This window comes from Ruegeria sp. HKCCA6837 (genome assembly GCF_013034475.1).
GTDB lineage: Bacteria > Pseudomonadota > Alphaproteobacteria > Rhodobacterales > Rhodobacteraceae > Ruegeria.
The window spans coordinates 273,284-291,094 of sequence record NZ_WQGD01000002.1 but is presented as its reverse complement, the minus strand read 5'-3'; the positions used below and the strand labels follow the sequence as shown (position 1 = coordinate 291,094).

Sequence of the window (17,811 nt, the reverse complement as noted above, 5' to 3'; positions counted from 1 at the left end):
AAGAGTCAACGCGCAGATTGCCGCGCGGGCTTACTGTGCCACTGCGACAAAAGGGATGTCCTTAACTTATGTCATGTACCTCGGACCAGCACGGCAAAAGGTCGCCCGCTGCCGGAGTCGCCAGGTACACCGCCCGCGCAATAGCCCGCGCCAGACAAACCGAACCTGCATGACCGATGCGCCCCAGTTCAGCTTCGGTTGATAAGGGTCGAACACCGGTGCTGGCGGCAAAAACCAGATCGCCGTCGCCCGGTGTGTGGGCGGGCACAATCGCACGCGCAATGCCGTCATGGGCGGCAACGGCCATCCTCTGACATTGGGGCTTGGTCAAGGCTGCATCGGTTGCGACGATGGCAATGGTCGTATTTGTCTTAGCCGGGTCTGCAGATTTCATCGCCTGCGCCTTGAGGCTTGCTTGCGGAGTACCAAGAGCGGCATTGGTATCAGGCCCTAAACCGCCAAATTCGTTGCCGATTTCAAAAGGTGCCGCCCAGAAATGTTGATCACCCGGTGTGGTCACACTGCCCAACGGATTGGCTGCAACCAGCGCGCCAACAGTGATGCCACTGTCCAGAATTAACGAAGCAGAGCCCAGCCCGCCCTTTTGCATCGCAGCCAAAGCTCCGGTTCCCGCACCTACTGAACCGAGATCGAAGCGGTCCGAAGCCACCTCGAACGCTGTGCGACCCAGGGCACGATAGGGGTTGTCCTCCCAGTTTTTGTCACCACCGTTGAGCAGGTCAAACAAGATCGCCCCGGGAACAATGGGAACATTAACGTCACCTACTGGAAACCCTCGTCCCATTTTGCGTAGTCCGTCCGAGACGCCGGAACAGGCGTCCAGGCCAAAGGCAGAGCCGCCAGACAACACAATCGCATCCACATGTGTCACAGCTTTGTCTGATGCAAGAAGTTCGGTTTCGCGCGTTCCGGGCGCGCCGCCCATCACGTGGACCGAAGCCACAAACGGGGCCTGTGCCGTCAAAACGGTCGTCCCGGATTTCACTGTGTCGTCCTGTGCGTTGCCGACAGTCAGGCCGGGAATATCGGTGATCAGGTTCTTGGGTCCGGGGGTCATTCTTGGCCTTGAGGTTGAGGCCGCAAAGCGCGCAAGCGCGCTGCCTCCGGCGGAGGTATTTTTGGCCAGATGAAGAACGGATCAGATACAGCGGCCACCGTCAACCTCAAGCGCTGTACCGGTGATCATGCTGGCCTCGTCCGAGCAGAGGAAACAGGCGGCGTTGGCCATGTCTTCTGGTGTGGAAAAGCGGCCCAGTGGAATGGTCGACAGGAACTTGGCGCGCATCTCGGGCGTGTCTTCGCCCATGAAGGATTTCAGCAGCGGTGTTTCTCCGGCCACAGGACAGATCGCGTTTACACGCAAACCGGTCGGGGCGAGTTCCACGGCCATGGTCTTGGTTGCCGTGATCATCCAGCCTTTTGAGGCGTTATACCAGTTCAGGTTGGGACGCGGGGATAACCCAGCCGTTGAGGCCACGTTCAGGATCGCACCCGCCCCGCGCGCTTTCATCGCCGGGACAAATGCGCGGGCGGTCAGATAGACCGATTTCATGTTTACATTGAACAGTCGGTCGAAATCGTCTTCGGCGACATCTTCGAGCGGGGTCGGCAAATGCGTGACACCTGCATTGTTCACCAGAATGTCCAGATTTTCGAACTGACGCCTTGCGGTATCTGCCATGGCTTGAACCGACGCGCCGTCTGCAACGTCAACCTGGTGTCCGATTGCCTGTTCACCCAGGGTGTTTGCAAGATCCAGCGCCGCTTCGCCATTGATATCCGCAATCATGACGCGCGCACCTTCTTCGAGGAATTTTTGCACGATCCCTGCGCCGAACCCGGATGCGCCACCGGTTACGATTGCGGTTTTTCCCTCCAGCCTCATGGCATTACCCTCCTGCCTGTCAGGGGCAGAGTAACAACGCATCGAAAAGATGCCAGATCATTCTTCCGAGACCTTGCCCCGCAGTGTTTTAACGTCGCCGCGCGCCTTCTTGGCCGCCAACCTGCGCTTGACCGACCCATAGGTCGGCTTGGTTGCGATGCGCCGTTTGGGTTTAACGAGCGCACGGGTGATCAGTTCGGCCAGCCGTGCGCGCGCAATGTCACGGTTACGCGCCTGAGAACGGGTTTCTTCACATTGGATGATGATTGCGCCCTCTTTGGTCCAGCGCCGCCCGGCCAGTCGTTTCAAGCGGCTCTTGACCGGATCCGGCAAAGAGGGAGAGCGCGCGGCTTCGAACCGCAGTTCAACTGCGGTCGAGACTTTGTTGACGTTCTGCCCACCGGGTCCGGAAGAGCGTACGAAGCTTTCGGTCATTTCCCAGTCTTGCAGGATGATATCGTCGGAGATGCGCAACATGGGCCGGACCTTACAGGGCACGGATGGAAACAGAAAGGGCCGCCCCTTTGGGACGGCCCTTCGAAAGTTCAGGAGGTCGGGTCGGTTAGATCAATCGACCAGCCGGAGCGAGCGCTCCGCCAAGGGCTGCCCTAGCAGGCTTTCCCCCCGGTTGTTCCGACACCTCTCTCCAATCTCTTTCTTGACACTGGATCACCTCCTTTTCTATCTGTTGCGGTTAACTTTGAGCCTGACACAAGATGCGCCATTCTCAAAGCACTTTTTTACGCAGCCTGTACGGCGGTCAGCCGGGCAACAATGACTTTGAACGGGATCAAAGCAATCAGCGCCAGCGACAGCTTCACCAACCAGTCCGCAAAAGCCAACGTCACCCATAACGGGGCCATTGGGCCGGACAACATGAACGGCACAGGCTCCCACGCCCAGTTGATTGCGGCGTCGGCGTTGGCTCCGAAGAAGGTGACCGAGGCCGAGAACGCGATAGTGAAGAAGATGGCGGTATCGAGCGCCGAGCCCACCAGTGTCGATACCAAAGGCGCGCGCCACCAGCGGCCACCGCGCATGGCGTTGAACACTGTGACGTCGGTCAGTTGCGCGATCAGGAAGGCTGTGCCCGAGGCGACTGCGATCCGCAATGGAACGGCGGCGTATTCAAACCCGTCGCCTTGCAGCATGATCTGGCTGCCGATCAGCGAACAAATGATGCCGGTGACAAACCCGGCGAACACGACTTTGCGAGCTGGTCCCACGCCATAGACGCGGTTCATGATGTCCGTGACCAGAAAAGCCAGCGGATAGGTGAAAGCACCCCAGGTCAACAGACCGTCAAGGATCAGAAACTGGACCAGGATGTTTGAGGCCACAACAATGGCGGCCATGGCAATGATGCCGGGAATGTAAGCGCGTTGCATGTTTTGATGCCCGTTTTGACAAGGTAGCGGCGACTTGGCCAAGGGACCGTCCCAAGGCAAGCCGTGCGTTTAGACCCTTGGAGGCCCCGAGTCAATCGGGCAGCAAATATTCCACCAATTCGGTCCGCTGCAGGGCCAGAAAGTTGTCATCCGAGATCATCGTAGCCCGCAAACGGCCTTGACCGTCGCGCCAGACTGACACCCCTTCGAGATTGTCATGTATGCCTGCTGCGGTTTCGAACAGGGTTTCTTCGGCGCTGAGAACGTCATCCGTCACCTCCCATCGACGCAGCCGAGAGCGGAACCCGATGAATCCAAGCTTACGCTCCAGCAGGTAAAATTTCCCGTCCGGGCCGAAATCAGCGCCGACTGGTTTGAAACCCTCGCGTTGTGGCAATACAAAAGGGATCGACCATGCATCGCCATTCCAACGGTAAACCGGGATGTCCCCGTCAGCGGTACGGTCTTTTTCCGGGATCGTGTAAAGCCAGCCGCGTGCATCAATGGCAAGACCTTCGAACGACCCGTTGTCGGCGAGGTCGTCAAACTCGGGCAACCGAGGCAAAACTCGCGACCTTGCCCCCCGTGCTGCATAATACGCGACCCGGTGCACCCCTTCGAACGAGATGTAAACTCCACCACTTGGCGCCAATGCGAGCCCTTCGGAGTCGCCGACACCACCCTTCATGATGTGCCCTTGGCTGGATAAGATCCGCCACTGATCCAAAACACGAATGTTGGTGATCCGATCACTGTCCCGTTCTATTTGCGCGGTCGCCATCCTGGCCCGGTCGCTCAGCACCAGAATTTGCTGACCATCACCCGAAACCTGCAATGCCGAGAACCCCCCGAACCAGGTTGCCGGATCACGCCACTCGAAGCTGTGCAGATAAGTGGCTGCCTTGATCTCGACCGCGGCGACTGCCGTAGCCACAAACAGAAAGGCGGTTAGTTGGATTGCAAAACAGCTGCGCATTGTTGTGGTAAATCGGCCAGAACATACTCCCGGCGTTTCTTGGGGGCTGGGGCGTTTGGATCAGGTGGCGGCGGATTGAGGATGTTGTTTACCCATTCCTGCGCCTGTGCGCAGCCATCGCCCTTGGGTGGCGGGTCCTGGTTGACGCAGCCTTTCGACCCTCGGGGGCATTTCAGACGGACGTGAAAATGATAATGATGCCCCCACCATGGTCTGATCTTGCGCAGGTAGGCACGGTTGCCTTTTTCGTCGTTGCACATCTGCACCTTGGCACCGGGAAACACGAAGATGCGCGCAACGCGCTTGTCTTTTGCGGCCTCGCGCAAAACTGCATGGTGCTGTTTCGTCCAATTCCCGTTTACAAAGGCACCGTTCGCGCGTCGCAACGAAATGGACGAGATATTCTCGCGCGCTTTGCGGCTGAGGCGCATGTTGTTGCCCGGCAGCATCCAGATATCGATATCCAGACCCAACTGATGAGACCGATGGCCCGACGTCATCGGACCACCCCGTGGCTGGCTGATATCCCCGATATAGAGACCATTCCAACCCGGCTGTCGCGCCGCAAACTTGCTGAGGTCCTTCACGTAATCAATCGCCTCTGGGTGCCCCCAATTGCGGTTCCGAGACAGGCGCATGGCCTGCCACGTTGGTCCGGTTTCCGGCAATTGCACCGAACCGGCAGCGCATCCGCGCGAATAACTGCCGAAGGCTGCTGCTTTTTGTTGTGAACTGACCTTTTGTGCCCCAAACAACTGCTTTGCCAGAGGCTCTGCCGCCGCTGTGCTCGCAATAGTAAGCGCGGCCAAAATTATCAAAAAACGCTGTATAATCATCTGCTCTGATCCCCTTCCGGTCTGACCCAGCGCATCAGGAATAGCCCTAGAATAAACAACAGAATGATCGGTGACACCCCCAGACGCGCACTGCCGGTTGCGGTTGTTGCAATCCCGATCATCAACGGTGCAGCAAAAGCAGTCGCGCGCCCTGACAGGCCATAGAGACCAAAGCTTTCGACCGGCGTCTCCGGATCTGTGTGGCGTACCATCATCGAGCGACTGGCCGATTGCAGAATACCGCCCATACCACCGATCAACACACCGCAGCCGAAGAAAACGATATCCGGCAAGCTTGACCCTTCTTCGAGCTGGATGCCGTAGATTTGCGTCCGATCCATCATGACCACAGTGGCGCATACGAATATCAGAACCCAGATCGCAACGATGATCACGGGTTTGGGGCCGTATTTCTTGTCCAGCTTGCCGCCGAACCAGGAAAATGCCGCCGCTGCCAAAACGCTGACAATCCCGAAGACGCCGATCTTGATCAAATCCCACTCAAGCACGAGCCGCGCATAAACACCGCCAAAACTGTAAAGCCCGTTCAGCGCATCGCGGTAGAACATCGACGAACCGAGGTAGCTGGCCAGACTGACGCGATGACGCAGGTTAGACACTGATTTCGCCAGTAGCCGCAGCGCTTCACCCACACTGCCCGTTTTTTCACTTGGTGCGTCATCGCGCACCCACAGGAAGTAGGGCACCATAAACAGAATGAACCAAGCAGCCGTAAACGGGCCGACAAAACGTGTGCCTTCCCGGGTCGCCGCATCTAGACCCAAGGCAGGCTCCATCCCGATCAGTGTTTTGCCGTTCGCCTGTTCCACAAACAGCGCCAACATGATCGCCAGTGAGATCAGGCCGCCGAAATAGCCAAATGCAAAGCCCGAGCCCGAAATCTCGCCCACTTCACTGTCGTCGCCCAAATCAGGTAGCTGGGAATTGATAAAGATCAGCGCATATTCCGCGCCCACGAAACCCAGCCCAAAGGCCGACAGCATCAGCCACATGTTCGAGCCATCGGGCATCGTGTACCACAACGCACCGGATCCAACCGCGTACATAACCGAAAACGCAAAGATCCACGGAATGCGCCGTCCTGACACATCCGCCATCGCCCCCAGCAAAGGCGCGCCAAAGGCAATGATCAACCCTGTGATCGTCAAACAGTTCGCCCAGACCGTCTGTGCCTGCGCGGCTGCGGCTTCGGCATTCAGCCCACTGTTCGCGTAATACCCGGCTGCCACCCCGGCAAAATATGGGCCAAAGACAAAGGTGACCAACAGCGTGTGATACGGCTGGCTGGCCCAGTCAAAGAACCACCAGCCCCAGATGCGCTTGCGTTTGGAAATCTCTGCCATTTCTGCCTCTGTTATTGTTGTGTTTATAAGACGGGGGTTTGGTTCAATTCGCAAGCGTTGAGTGTCAGGCACTTGCTCTTTGCCGCTGTGGTGCTTAGGTCTCGGCGAACAAGAAAACGGAGAACCCATGCTGTCGCTGATCCAAATCCTGCTGCTGATCCTGGACGTTGTCTGGTTCATCATTCTGGCCCATGTGATCATGAGCTGGCTGATAAACTTTCAGGTGCTCAACTTGCACCAGCAACTGGTTGCGCAAATCTGGTACGGGTTGAACCGCATATTAGAGCCTATTTACGGCCCCATCCGTCGCATCCTGCCCAATATGGGCGGGCTGGATCTAACACCTTTGGTGGTCCTGATCGGGGTCTATGCGCTGCGGATCATCCTGATCAACAATGCACCCTATTTCTACTGACCTCTTGTTCACCAAATCTTAGTATGTGATTGTCCTGTCTTAAGAGCAGACAAACCTTAAAACAGGGCAACCCCGCAGATGTTCGACTCCGCACCCCTGCTGCGAGATGTCTTTGGATTCGATGACTTCCGCCCCGGACAGGAAGAGATTGTCGATTCCGTGACCGCCGGCGAAAACGTGCTTGCGATCATGCCGACCGGGGGCGGGAAATCCCTGTGTTATCAACTTCCTGCCTTGCTGCGCGACGGGGTGACGGTGGTGATTTCACCACTGATCGCCTTGATGCGTGATCAGGTGCGCGGACTGCAGGAAGCCGGGGTTGAAGCCGGGGCACTGACCTCGGGCAACACACCCGAAGAGACCGACGCGGTGTGGGAAGCCCTGGAAGCTGGGCGGCTTAAACTGCTTTACATGGCGCCTGAACGTCTGGCCGCCGGGTCGGCGTTGGGCATGCTGCGCCGGATCAATGTCAGCCTGATCGCCGTGGACGAGGCGCATTGCGTCAGCCAATGGGGTCACGATTTTCGTCCAGATTACCTGCGGATCGGTGAACTTCGGCGCGCGCTGAACGTTCCTCTTGCAGCCTTCACCGCCACGGCGGATTCAGAGACGCAAGACGAGATTGTCGAAAAACTGTTTGACGGCATCGAACCGCGCAAGTTTCTGCGGGGTTTTGATCGGCCTAACATCCATCTGGCCTTTGCAGCCAAGGACGGGCCGCGCAAACAAATCCTCGATTTTGCAGCCGCACGCAAAACCCAATCCGGCATCGTCTATTGCGGCACCCGCAACAAGACCGAAGTGTTGGCTAAGGCTCTGCGCGACGAAGGGCACACAGCCTGCCACTATCACGGTGGCATGGACCCCGAGGATCGTCGCATCGTCGAAACCCGCTTCGCCCGCGAGGACGGTCTGATAGTTGTGGCCACCGTGGCCTTTGGCATGGGCATCGACAAACCCGATATCCGTTGGGTGGCCCATGCTGACCTGCCCAAATCCATCGAGGCCTATTATCAGGAAATAGGGCGCGCGGGCCGTGACGGAGGCCCTGCCGAAACGCTTACCCTGTTCGGCCCTGACGATATCCGCCTTCGGCGATCGCAGATCGACGAGGGGCTGGCCCCGCCCGAGCGTCGCATGGCAGATCATGCCAGGCTGAATGCTTTGTTGGGCTTGGCCGAAGCGCTGGAATGCCGTCGTCAAACCTTACTGGACTATTTTGGTGAACAGGCTGCGCCCTGTGGCAAATGCGACCTGTGCGACACCCCGCCCGAGGTCTTCGACGGCACCACCCCCGTCCGTATGGCCCTTTCCTGTATCCTGCGCACCGAGGAATGGTTTGGCGCGGGCCATCTGATCGATATTCTGCTGGGGAACGAGACCGACAAAATCCGCGCGCGTCGTCACGACGATCTGTCCACTTGGGGCATCGGCAAAGACTGGTCGCGCCCTCAGTGGCAGGCGATTTTCCGGCAGATGATGGGGCATGATCTGGTCCGCCCAGATCCAGAGCGCCACGGTGCATTGCGCATGACCGAAGCTGCCAAGCCGATCCTGAAAGGCGAGGCGCAGATTAATCTGCGCAAAGATACGATCCGAAAAGCCACGCGCCGACCCGCAGTGAAAGCCATGGTATCCGAAGAAGACGCTCCGCTGCTGTCGGCACTTAAAGCGAAACGCCGAGCACTGGCTGAGTCTGCGCGCGTGCCGGCCTATGTCATCTTCCCAGACCGCACTTTGATCGAAATGGCTGAAAACCGACCCACAACACTGGATGACATGGCTCGAATTGGCGGCGTTGGTGCCAAGAAGTTGGAACGCTATGGCGACACTTTCCTTGAAGTCATTGTAGGCGCGGTCGAGGCCGTTCACCCTGCGCGGCGCAAACTGGCCGGGCGCGATCAGGGTGAGATCTATGACCGTTTACTCGAAGTGCAATCTCAGTTGTCGCGTGGTCCCGAGGGGATTGATAAGCCACTGACCTGTTCTGCCTCGCAACTGGCAAAGGTGGCGCAAATGCGCCCCGATGACCCACGCGGGATCGAGACGGTGCTGGGTGATCGACGTCACGAAAGGTTTGGCGCTGCCTTTCTGGACGTGCTGCGTGAGGCGGGCTAGTTCGTTTTACGTTTCAATCGTGTCAAAAGACGCTGCCTCCCCCTATGGTCGACCGCGCCTTGCGACAAATGCTCTTTTGGTAACACGCAAAACGACCTAGATACACCAAAGCAGGTAAGGAAAGAGGGCGGATATGCTGGTAGTGATTTCCCCGGCCAAGCGGCTGGACTGGGCAGAGCGGGATGTCGCGGTCACACAACCCGACTTTCAGGATGACGCGATCCGGTTATCTAAAACAGCCCGCAACCTGACACTTGGCGATCTGAAAAAGTTGATGAACCTGAGCGACGATCTGGCACGCCTGAACCGCGACCGCTATCGCACCTTTTCGGATACGCCCGAGGCCGAGGCCACGCGCCCTGCCGCGCTTGCTTTTGCTGGCGACACTTACCAAGGGCTTGAGGCCAGTTCTCTGGATGCCGAGGAACTGGCGTGGGCCCAGGACCACTTGCGCATTCTGTCAGGGCTGTACGGTGTGCTGCGCCCATTGGATGCGATTCAGCCGTACCGGCTGGAGATGGGCAGCAAGCTGAAAACTCGGCGCGGCAAGAACCTGTATGAATACTGGGGCAACCAACTCAGCAAAACGCTGAATACCCAAGGTACAGAGATTGGAAGTGACTTTCTGATCAACTGCGCCAGTCAGGAGTATTTTGGCGCGGTTGACTTGAAAGCGCTGAAACTGCGGGTCATCACACCGGTGTTTATGGAAGACAAGAACGGGACCCCGAAGATCGTAAGTTTCTTTGCCAAAAAGGCTCGCGGTGCCATGGCGCGATATATCGTTCAGCACCGTCTGACCGACCCAAAGGCCCTGCTGGAATTTGACACTGGTGGGTATGAATACCGTCCTGACCTGTCTGAAGAGGACAAACCGGTCTTTGTCAGGCCCTATACAGCCTGAACATCATTGAAACACCTGGTCGCGGTTGCGGCCACGGAAGGAAGCGGGGGGCCAGCCCCTCGCGCTCCCCGAGGTATTTTTAGCCAGATGAAGCAGGAACCTGTTTTTGATCGCAGCGGTTTGTGATGAACTCTTCGGGTTCGGATTTATCAACAGGTCTCACGTTACTGGGTTGGTGGTTCAAGATCATCTGATGAATGAGGGTTTTGTGCAGCGGTTTGGTCAAATAGTGGTCGAGTCCTGCCGATAATATCCCCTCATCGTCCCCAGCCATCGCGTGCGCGGTCAGGGCAACGATCGGGACGTGTCGGCCGGTTTCAACTTCGAGCCTACGGATTTCGGCAGTGGCTTGTTTGCCGTCCATCTTGGGCATTGAAATATCCATGAAAATCAAGTCAGGCTCGAACTTCTGATAGATATCAACCGCCTCAAACCCATGAGATGCAAATCGTAGGTCAATGTTCAAAGTCTTGAGCATCTTTTTCAGGATCAATTGATTAGTGCGGTTGTCTTCGGCTGCAAGAATCTTCATTCGCCGGAGCGTTTTTGATCCGGAATCCTTTTTATTAGACTCTGACTTTGTCTGCTGCGGCGCTCGATCAGATTGCGGTGAGGCTTTCAGAGTCATCAACCTGGCATACAGCTCTGATCGGGGAATGGGTTTCTGAAGAACGCCACTTACGAGGTCGCGCGCCGGATGGGCGTGGATCAATGCGGGATTTGCGGACATCACAATGATCGGCAAGTCACCCCATCCCCGATCCTTGAGTGAGGTCGCAAGGTCCAGCCCATCCATGTCAGGCAGATCATGGTCACTCAGCACCAGCTCTATCTGATCATTCATCAAGGACAGCGCCTCTCTGCCCGACGCGCAGACAGTCACTTCAGCACCCAGCTGGCCTAGCTGTTTCGCCAGAATTGCCCGGTTTACGGCCAGATCTTCGACCACCATCACGTGTTTGACGCAATCTGCCAGATTCGGCGGCTCGGGTTGCTTGCCTTCGGCGGTGGGCAGAGAGATGCGAAACCCGAAACAGGACCCAAGCTCCAGTTCGCTTTCCACCCAAACAGTGCCGCCCATCATTGAAATCAGCCGTTTTGTGATAGCCAAGCCCAGCCCTGTACCTTCGAATTGGCGGTTGCGCTCGTCTTCAACTTGATTGAACTCGCCAAAGATGTGACTGATTTTTTCAGCCTCGATACCGATGCCTGTATCTTCGATGGCAACATGGATGTCGCAGGTCTGTTTATCCGGGTGGGGCACACCCGTGACCCGGATTGGAACATGCCCTTCGGACGTGAATTTGACCGCGTTGCCAACCAAATTGGTCAGAACCTGTCGTATCCGTCCGGGATCACCAACAAACAGAGTGGGCAGGAACAGGTCGTAATCCACCAGTAGTGTCAGGCCCTTGTCGCGCACACTGGGTTGCAAGAGCATCGCAACCTCGAGAATGCAGCGTTCCAGATCGAAATGTTCAGGATGAAGAACAAGCTTGTCCGCTTCAATCTTCGAGTAGTCCAACACGTCATTGATGATGACCAGCAAGGCTTCACCTGAATTGCGGATGGTGTTGACGTACAGACGCTGTTCTTCGTTCAAAGGGGTTTCGTCCAACAGCTCACTCATCCCGACGATACCATTCATCGGAGTGCGGATTTCATGACTCATGTTGCCCTAAAATGCTGACTTTGCGCGGTTGGCCGCCTCGGCACGCTCGCGCGCGGCTGTCAGTCCGGTCTCATGCCGAACCGACGCCGTGATGTTGAGCGCAAGACTAACCACGTCACCACCATTTCCCCGTTGGTCAATCAGGCGGATGTATTGCCCGTTCCACAGTTGCAGTACGATGGGCGGAGGATTAGCGCGTTTCCAGCGTGCCTGCATCCTGGCGCGCCACGCATCAGCCGTGTCATCGCCGATGTCGACAATGCCTTCGGTTGTCAACAATTCTAGAATGCGGGGATATGTTATCCCAGGTACCACCTCATCCAAACCATCAAAAACACTTAGATAAGCGGTGTTGGCTCCGATCAATCTGCCATCGCCGTCGAAAAAGGCAAACCCGTCCTGAATGGTTTGGATAGAATGCCACCCACGGCGTTCAGCCACCTCGATCTTGTCATTCGCGACGGTCAGGTCGGATTTTACCTTCTCATTCTCGTCGCGGACGGTTTCAACCTCGGCCTGCGTCTCACCAATGCGTTTGGTCAATGCCATCGCATGCTGGCCCAGTTTACGGTTGGCCGCCGAAAGCTCGGCCTGTTTCAGGGCCAGCATACGTTCGGCCGCCAGACGTGCGCGAAGTTCCTGTGCCAGTTTGTGCAAGACTCATGGTGATCAATTCCGGGACGTTCCGGTCCCACCATCGCGGCAGAGAATGAAAAACTGTTTAAGCCGTTGCGTGACAGGCGCACGCCATGCAAGGTTGAGCACAAAGAGGAGGGCAACATGCACCGCTTTGTTTTTATTTCAATAACTTATATCTTTTCACTCTTGATCCTGCCCATCACCGCTCTGGCGCAGAACGCCGTGCCTGACTTCCGCTACATAACCACCCGGGACACGGACTTTTATGGGTCAGATCTGGATGCGCTGTTCGACACAGATCTGAGATCATGCATTCGGGCATGCTCGGCCAATGATCGCTGCACTGCTTTCACCTATAACACGCGATCCGATGCCTGCTTTCCCAAGGACGGGGTGACCCGGCAGGAGGCGTATCAAGGGGCGCTTTCCGCGCAAAAGGTAACGACCTCAGAACAGGCTCTGATATTGGGCAAAACCCGTGCGGCAGCGTTGAGCGTTCTGGGTTCTGCTGATTTGAAGCGGGCGACAGATCAGGCGCACAACCTGGGATTCCTGCATCCTGCCGGCGGTTACGACCTGAAAGCTGTGTTGGACGCAGCGCGTAGCGCGGGCAGTGCGACGCAAGCGATGCAATGGACCGGCGTTGCCGTGTCTCTCAGCGATGCGCCGGACCTGTGGGTGGAATACGCGCGACTATTGCTGATTATGAACCCCTCGGGCTGGAGCGAACGACGGGATTTGCGCAATCGTGCATTGAACGCTGCGATCAATGGCTATCTGCGCGCCGAGACCCCGGGCACCCAGATTATGGCTCTGATGACTATGGCAAACGCGCTGGAAGAAGTTGAGCGCGGGCGTGACATGGTTCCAGTGCTGCGCCTGGCCGAGCAAGTGCAACCGCGCGAGGATGTGTTGGCCGCACTGGACGATGCCATTGCGAAATATGGCTTCCGCGTTGTCGATAGCTCGGTCGAAAGCGATGCTGCCGCCCCCCGGATCTGTGTTGAGTTTTCCGAACCCCTGGTCAAGGCCGGCGTGGACTATGATCCGTTTGTGCAGCGTGACGATGCCGGGTTGGTCGTACAGGCTGAGGACAAACAGCTTTGCGTCGACGGGGTCGCGCACGGCCAGCGATATCGCGTGACACTACGGCAAGGTTTGCCAGCCGCTTCGGGTGAAGTACTGAACCGAAACGTTGAACTGACCCATTACGTGCGCGACCGGACGCCTTCGGTTCGCTTTCCCGGGCGCAGCTATGTCCTCCCGAAATCTGCGGATGCTGCGTTGCCGGTCGAAACAGTCAATGTCACTGCACTTGATCTGATCCTGCGGCGGATCAGCGACCGGAACCTGTTGCGCGCGGTGCAACAGGACTTCTTTGGCCGCCCGCTCAGCGAATGGCAGGAAGAGGAATTCTCGGACCAGATTGCCGAGGATATCTGGACCGGCACTGCCGAGGTATCCAATAAGTTGAATCAAACCATGACAGCGCGCCTTCCTATGGCAGAGGCCATCGCTGGTCAGTCTGCAGGCATCTATGCGCTGACAGCCCGTGTTCCGGGGGCTGATCCTTATGACGACCCCGGCGCGACGCAGTGGTTTGTGTTGTCTGATCTGGGGATCAGCACCGCGCTTGGCACCGATGGGCTGCACGTAACGGTGCGCGGCCTCAGCGATGCGGCACCGCGTCAGGACGTCGAGGTTTCGCTGGTCACAAATGCGAACGCGGTCATTGCAACCGCGCGGACCGATGAAACGGGCTATGCCATATTCGATCCAGGCCTGATCCGCGGCAAAGGGGCCAATGCACCCGCCTTGGTTACGGCCTCTGCCGGGGACAGCGACTTCAGCTTCTTGTCCCTGACCGATCCCGCCTTTGACCTGTCGGATCGCGGCGTCGAAGGGCGCGCGCCTGCGGGGCCAGTTGATGTCTTCCTGACCACGGATCGGGGTGCCTATCGTGCCGGAGAGGTCATCCATGTCACCGCGCTGTCCCGAGATGGTGAAGCACAGGCCATTGAAGCGTTGCCACTGACCGCGATCCTGTATCGTCCGGACGGGGTGGAATACCGTCGGTCTGTCTCGGACGGGGGCATTGCCGGGGGGCATGTCTTTGCTTTGCCTGTCGCCATCGACGTACCGCGTGGAGCATGGAAGATTGAGATTAAATCTGATCCCAAAGGCGAGGCACTGGCGCGTCAGACGGTACTGGTCGAGGATTTTCTGCCTGAACGTATCGATTTCGATCTGACCCTACCCGACGCGCCCTTGCGGCCCGGCGATAGCCCTCCGCTTTCCATAGATGCGCGCTATCTTTTTGGTGCGCCGGGATCTGACCTGAGCATTGACGGACAGGTCGTCGCGCGCGCGGCTGACACGGTTCCGGGATATGAAGGCTATCGCTTTGGCCGCTACGATGCGGAGGCCGTGATAAAAAGCACCTATTTCGGAAACTCACGCACGGATGCAGCGGGCCAAGCCACCGTGGCCGTCGAAATTCCAGTGTTAGAGACTGAAGGAAAGCCTATTGAGGCTGAAATCATCGCACGATTGACCGATGGTTCTGGTCGTCCGGTTGAACGTCGCCTATCTGCTCCGGTCCCGCCGCCGCAGCCGGTGATCGGTGTCAAACCTTTGTTCGAACAGGTTGTTCCCGAAAGTACCGAAGCGGCATTTCAGATCGTCGCGCTCGCGCCTGATCTGACCCCGAACCCGATGCGTCTGCGTTGGACACTGAACCGGGTCGAGACGCGGTATCAGTGGTATCAGCTGTACGGCAACTGGAATTGGGAACCGACAACCCGCCGCACACGCATTGCCACCGGCGAAGTTGACATCTCGACAGATCCTTTGACATTGGCCCAGCCCGTGGATTGGGGCCGTTATGAACTGGTCGTCCAGCGCATCGACGGCACATATGCCGAAACCGCTGTCGATTTCTATGCGGGCTGGTATCAGGCCGCGGATGCGTCAACCACACCAGACCGGCTTGAGATGTCGCTGGACCGTGACAGCTATCGCGCAGGCGATACCGCGCAGTTACGGATCGTCCCGCGCATGGCGGGCGTCGCCCAGATCGAAATCCTGTCGAACCGGCTGATCCATCGCCAAATGGTGGACGTGTCGGAAGGTGAGACCGTAATCCCGATCGAAGTGACCGAAGATTGGGGCGCGGGGGCTTATGTCACCGCCACGGTCATCCGCCCGATGAACGTCGCAGCAGGTCAAAACCCGGCGCGTGCGATGGGTGTAGCGCATGCCTCCATTGACCCAGCAGATCGCAAGCTGGACGTCGCAATTGATGTGCCCGAGGTTACATCTCCACGGCAAACGCAAAAAGCCCGTATTAGGGTAGAGAATACCTCGGAAAATAACCCGGTCTGGCTGACGCTGGCTGCGGTGGATGTGGGCATTCTGAACCTGACCGGGTTTGAAAGTCCGGATCCACAGGAATATTACTTTGGGCAACGCCGTCTGGGCGTGGATCTGCGCGACGTTTACGGACGCCTGATCGACGGCATGACCGGAGCGATGGGTACCGTCCGTTCCGGTGGTGACTCCGACAACGGCATGCGCCGCCAATCCCCGCCTCCGACGCAAGACTTGATGGCTGTGTTCAGCGGCCCGGTTCAAGTCGGCCCGGACGGAGAGGTTGAGGTGGACATTCCCCTGCCCGCCTTCAACGGCACTGTCCGATTGATGGCTGTCGCGTGGTCACCCAAAGCGGTCGGGCAGGCCGAAGCCGATATGATCGTCCTCGATCCGGTGGTCGTCACCGCCAGCCTGCCGCGTTTCCTTGCCCCCGGAGATCAAAGCCGAATGCGGCTTGAGATCGTTCATACCGATGGCACACCCGGGGACATGGTACTTGGTCTGACGGCTTCCGGTGGATTGGAACTGGGTGAGGCACCGACCAACTTTGTGTTGAAGAACGGCGGCAAGGCGATCTTTGACATCCCTGTCACTGCCAGCGTTGTTGGCGACCCCGAAATCAGTGTCTCGATCACCACACCAGACGGCCGCGACCTGTCTCAAACCCTGCGTATGCCCGTACGTGCCAATGATCCGGTGATTGCACAGACACGACGTTTCGCGTTGGGGGCCGGGGACAGCTTCCTGTTTTCACAGGACGTATTTGACGGGTTCCAGCCCGGTTCGGCCAAGGCCATCTTATCCGCCGGAGCTTTGGCAAAGTTCGACACGCCCGGTCTGTTGGATCAGTTGAACCGTTATCCTTATGGCTGCACGGAACAGATCACCAGCAAAGCCCTGCCGCTGCTTTATCTGTCATCCGTCGCGCAAGCCTCGGGGCTGGGGGACGGTCCGGTGGTGGATCAGCGCATCACAGAGTCCATTCGCAGCATCCTGACCCGTCAGGCTGCAAATGGTGCCTTTGGACTTTGGCGCGCGGACAGCGGAGATTTCTGGTTGGACGCTTACGTGACGGACTTCCTGTCCCGTGCGCGCGCACAGGGATACCCTGTGCCGGATCGCGCCTTTGCCCAGGCCATGGATAACCTACGAAACAGGGTCAATTACGCGCCAGATTTCGACGAAGGCGGTCAGGATATTGCCTATGCCCTGATGGTTCTGGCACGAGACGGCGCGGCATCGATGGGTGATCTGCGCTACTATGCAGATGTCAAAGGGGATGCGTTCGACACCCCATTGGCGGCCGCACAATTGGGCGCAGCACTTGCATCTTACGGCGATCAGACCCGGGCGGACGCGATGTTCAACCGCGCCGCTCGCATGTTGGAACAAGTTCCGGATGAGCAGGAAAATTACTGGCGCGCGGATTTTGGCACGCACCTGCGGGATGCGGCAGGTCTGTTGACTCTTGCCCTGGGCGCGGGCAGCGAGGCCGTCAATCCCGACGCATTGATCCAACGTGTCAGCGCCGGTCGCGCCCCATTGTCCACGCAAGAGGCCACGTGGTCGCTGTTGGCCGCCCATGCGCTGGTGTCTGATCCGACTGGATCGGGCTTGACCGTCAACGGCTCTCAGGTGGCTGGTCCGTTTGTGCAGGTTCTGCAGTCTGGTCAGGCGGATGAGGTCAGTATCACGGCAAGTGACGGCCAAGCAACGGACATCACCCTGACAGTCACCGGGATCCCTGAAGTTCCGCCAGAGGCGGGTGGTACCGGTTATTCCATCGAACGGCAATATTACTCGATGGATGGCGATCCGATTGACGCCAACAGCTTTGAAACCGGCGAAAGGTTTGTCACGGTTCTGACAGTGACCCCGTTCGAAAGCGGCGGGGGGCGGCTGATGGTCGATGATCCACTTGCCGCCGGGATCGAAATCGACAACCCCAGTCTGCTGCGTTCAGGCGATGTACGGTCGCTGGACTGGCTGGACCTGTCTGAGGCAACTCATACCGAGTTCCGTTCTGACCGTTTCCTTGCTGCGGTTGATCTGTCCGGCGGTGACACGGTAACGCTGGCCTACGTCGCCCGCGCGGTTACGCCGGGTCTCTTCCATCACCCTGCGGCCTCGGTCGAGGATATGTACCGCCCGCAAAACCGCGCGCGAACAGCGACTGGCCGGATCGAGGTTCAGTGATTTGCACCGCGCAATATCACTGCCC

The 17,811-nt window shown here is 57.9% G+C and carries 11 protein-coding genes and 1 pseudogene; 4 read left to right on the top strand and 8 right to left on the bottom strand.

From position 1 onward, the window contains the following. Positions 1 to 61 precede the first annotated feature (61 nt). From GOV91_RS05685 to GOV91_RS05655, 7 genes are all read right to left on the bottom strand, one after another. On the bottom strand, positions 62 to 1,078 hold the full coding sequence (locus tag GOV91_RS05685) for a P1 family peptidase (RefSeq protein ID WP_171234753.1): 1,017 nt from the start codon (positions 1,076 to 1,078) through the stop codon (positions 62 to 64). Positions 1,079 to 1,159: 81 nt separating this feature from the next. Further along, on the bottom strand, positions 1,160 to 1,906 hold the full coding sequence (locus tag GOV91_RS05680; protein ID WP_171234752.1) for an SDR family oxidoreductase: 747 nt from the start codon (positions 1,904 to 1,906) through the stop codon (positions 1,160 to 1,162). Positions 1,907 to 1,963: 57 nt separating this feature from the next. Then, a complete protein-coding gene (gene arfB / locus GOV91_RS05675) occupies positions 1,964 to 2,383 on the bottom strand; it encodes an alternative ribosome rescue aminoacyl-tRNA hydrolase ArfB (protein ID WP_171234751.1) in 420 nt (139 codons plus the stop codon). Positions 2,384 to 2,646: 263 nt separating this feature from the next. Continuing rightward, a complete protein-coding gene (locus tag GOV91_RS05670) occupies positions 2,647 to 3,294 on the bottom strand; it encodes a queuosine precursor transporter (RefSeq protein ID WP_171234750.1) in 648 nt (215 codons plus the stop codon). A gap of 91 nt (positions 3,295 to 3,385) precedes the next feature. After that, positions 3,386 to 4,270, bottom strand: a complete 885-nt coding sequence (locus GOV91_RS05665) for an esterase-like activity of phytase family protein (RefSeq protein WP_171234749.1) — start codon at positions 4,268 to 4,270, stop codon at positions 3,386 to 3,388. Next, entirely contained in the window at positions 4,243 to 5,106 is an 864-nt protein-coding gene (mepA, locus tag GOV91_RS05660) for a penicillin-insensitive murein endopeptidase (protein ID WP_171178361.1), read from the bottom strand. Before mepA ends, GOV91_RS05665 begins: the two co-directional genes overlap by 28 nt. Next, positions 5,103 to 6,470, bottom strand: a complete 1,368-nt coding sequence (locus GOV91_RS05655) for an MFS transporter (protein WP_171178363.1) — start codon at positions 6,468 to 6,470, stop codon at positions 5,103 to 5,105. The genes mepA and GOV91_RS05655 overlap by 4 nt, the downstream gene beginning before the upstream one ends. Positions 6,471 to 6,597: 127 nt before the next feature. Here GOV91_RS05655 and GOV91_RS05650 point away from each other — a divergent pair, with 127 nt between their 5' ends. From GOV91_RS05650 to yaaA, 3 genes are all read left to right on the top strand, one after another. Then, positions 6,598 to 6,885: a YggT family protein gene (locus GOV91_RS05650; RefSeq protein WP_171178365.1), complete on the top strand. Its 288-nt coding sequence runs from the start codon at positions 6,598 to 6,600 to the stop codon at positions 6,883 to 6,885. A 78-nt stretch (positions 6,886 to 6,963) separates the two neighbouring features. Further along, positions 6,964 to 9,003: a DNA helicase RecQ gene (recQ, locus tag GOV91_RS05645; RefSeq protein WP_171234748.1), complete on the top strand. Its 2,040-nt coding sequence runs from the start codon at positions 6,964 to 6,966 to the stop codon at positions 9,001 to 9,003. Positions 9,004 to 9,136: 133 nt separating this feature from the next. Then, the gene (yaaA, locus tag GOV91_RS05640) at positions 9,137 to 9,907 is read left to right on the top strand and encodes a peroxide stress protein YaaA (protein ID WP_171234747.1); all 771 of its coding nucleotides are present in this window, start codon (positions 9,137 to 9,139) and stop codon (positions 9,905 to 9,907) included. A gap of 79 nt (positions 9,908 to 9,986) precedes the next feature. On the opposite strand, the pseudogene GOV91_RS05635 reads toward yaaA, so the two are convergent. Continuing rightward, a pseudogene (locus tag GOV91_RS05635) lies at positions 9,987 to 12,188 on the bottom strand (response regulator). A 171-nt stretch (positions 12,189 to 12,359) separates the two neighbouring features. Here GOV91_RS05635 and GOV91_RS05630 point away from each other — a divergent pair. Next, the gene (locus GOV91_RS05630; RefSeq protein ID WP_171234746.1) at positions 12,360 to 17,786 is read left to right on the top strand and encodes an alpha-2-macroglobulin family protein; all 5,427 of its coding nucleotides are present in this window, start codon (positions 12,360 to 12,362) and stop codon (positions 17,784 to 17,786) included. Positions 17,787 to 17,811: the final 25 nt, after the last annotated feature.

Excerpts from the sequence above, each read along its gene's own strand:
- GOV91_RS05685 (WP_171234753.1), bottom strand. The coding sequence starts at position 1,078 with ATGACCCCCGGACCCAAGAACCTGATCACCGATATTCCCGGCCTGACT.
- GOV91_RS05680 (WP_171234752.1), bottom strand. The coding sequence starts at position 1,906 with ATGAGGCTGGAGGGAAAAACCGCAATCGTAACCGGTGGCGCATCCGGG.
- arfB (WP_171234751.1), bottom strand. The coding sequence starts at position 2,383 with ATGTTGCGCATCTCCGACGATATCATCCTGCAAGACTGGGAAATGACC.
- GOV91_RS05670 (WP_171234750.1), bottom strand. The coding sequence starts at position 3,294 with ATGCAACGCGCTTACATTCCCGGCATCATTGCCATGGCCGCCATTGTT.
- GOV91_RS05665 (WP_171234749.1), bottom strand. The coding sequence starts at position 4,270 with ATGCGCAGCTGTTTTGCAATCCAACTAACCGCCTTTCTGTTTGTGGCT.
- mepA (WP_171178361.1), bottom strand. The coding sequence starts at position 5,106 with ATGATTATACAGCGTTTTTTGATAATTTTGGCCGCGCTTACTATTGCG.
- GOV91_RS05655 (WP_171178363.1), bottom strand. The coding sequence starts at position 6,470 with ATGGCAGAGATTTCCAAACGCAAGCGCATCTGGGGCTGGTGGTTCTTT.
- GOV91_RS05650 (WP_171178365.1), top strand. The coding sequence starts at position 6,598 with ATGCTGTCGCTGATCCAAATCCTGCTGCTGATCCTGGACGTTGTCTGG.
- recQ (WP_171234748.1), top strand. The coding sequence starts at position 6,964 with ATGTTCGACTCCGCACCCCTGCTGCGAGATGTCTTTGGATTCGATGAC.
- yaaA (WP_171234747.1), top strand. The coding sequence starts at position 9,137 with ATGCTGGTAGTGATTTCCCCGGCCAAGCGGCTGGACTGGGCAGAGCGG.
- GOV91_RS05630 (WP_171234746.1), top strand. The coding sequence starts at position 12,360 with ATGCACCGCTTTGTTTTTATTTCAATAACTTATATCTTTTCACTCTTG.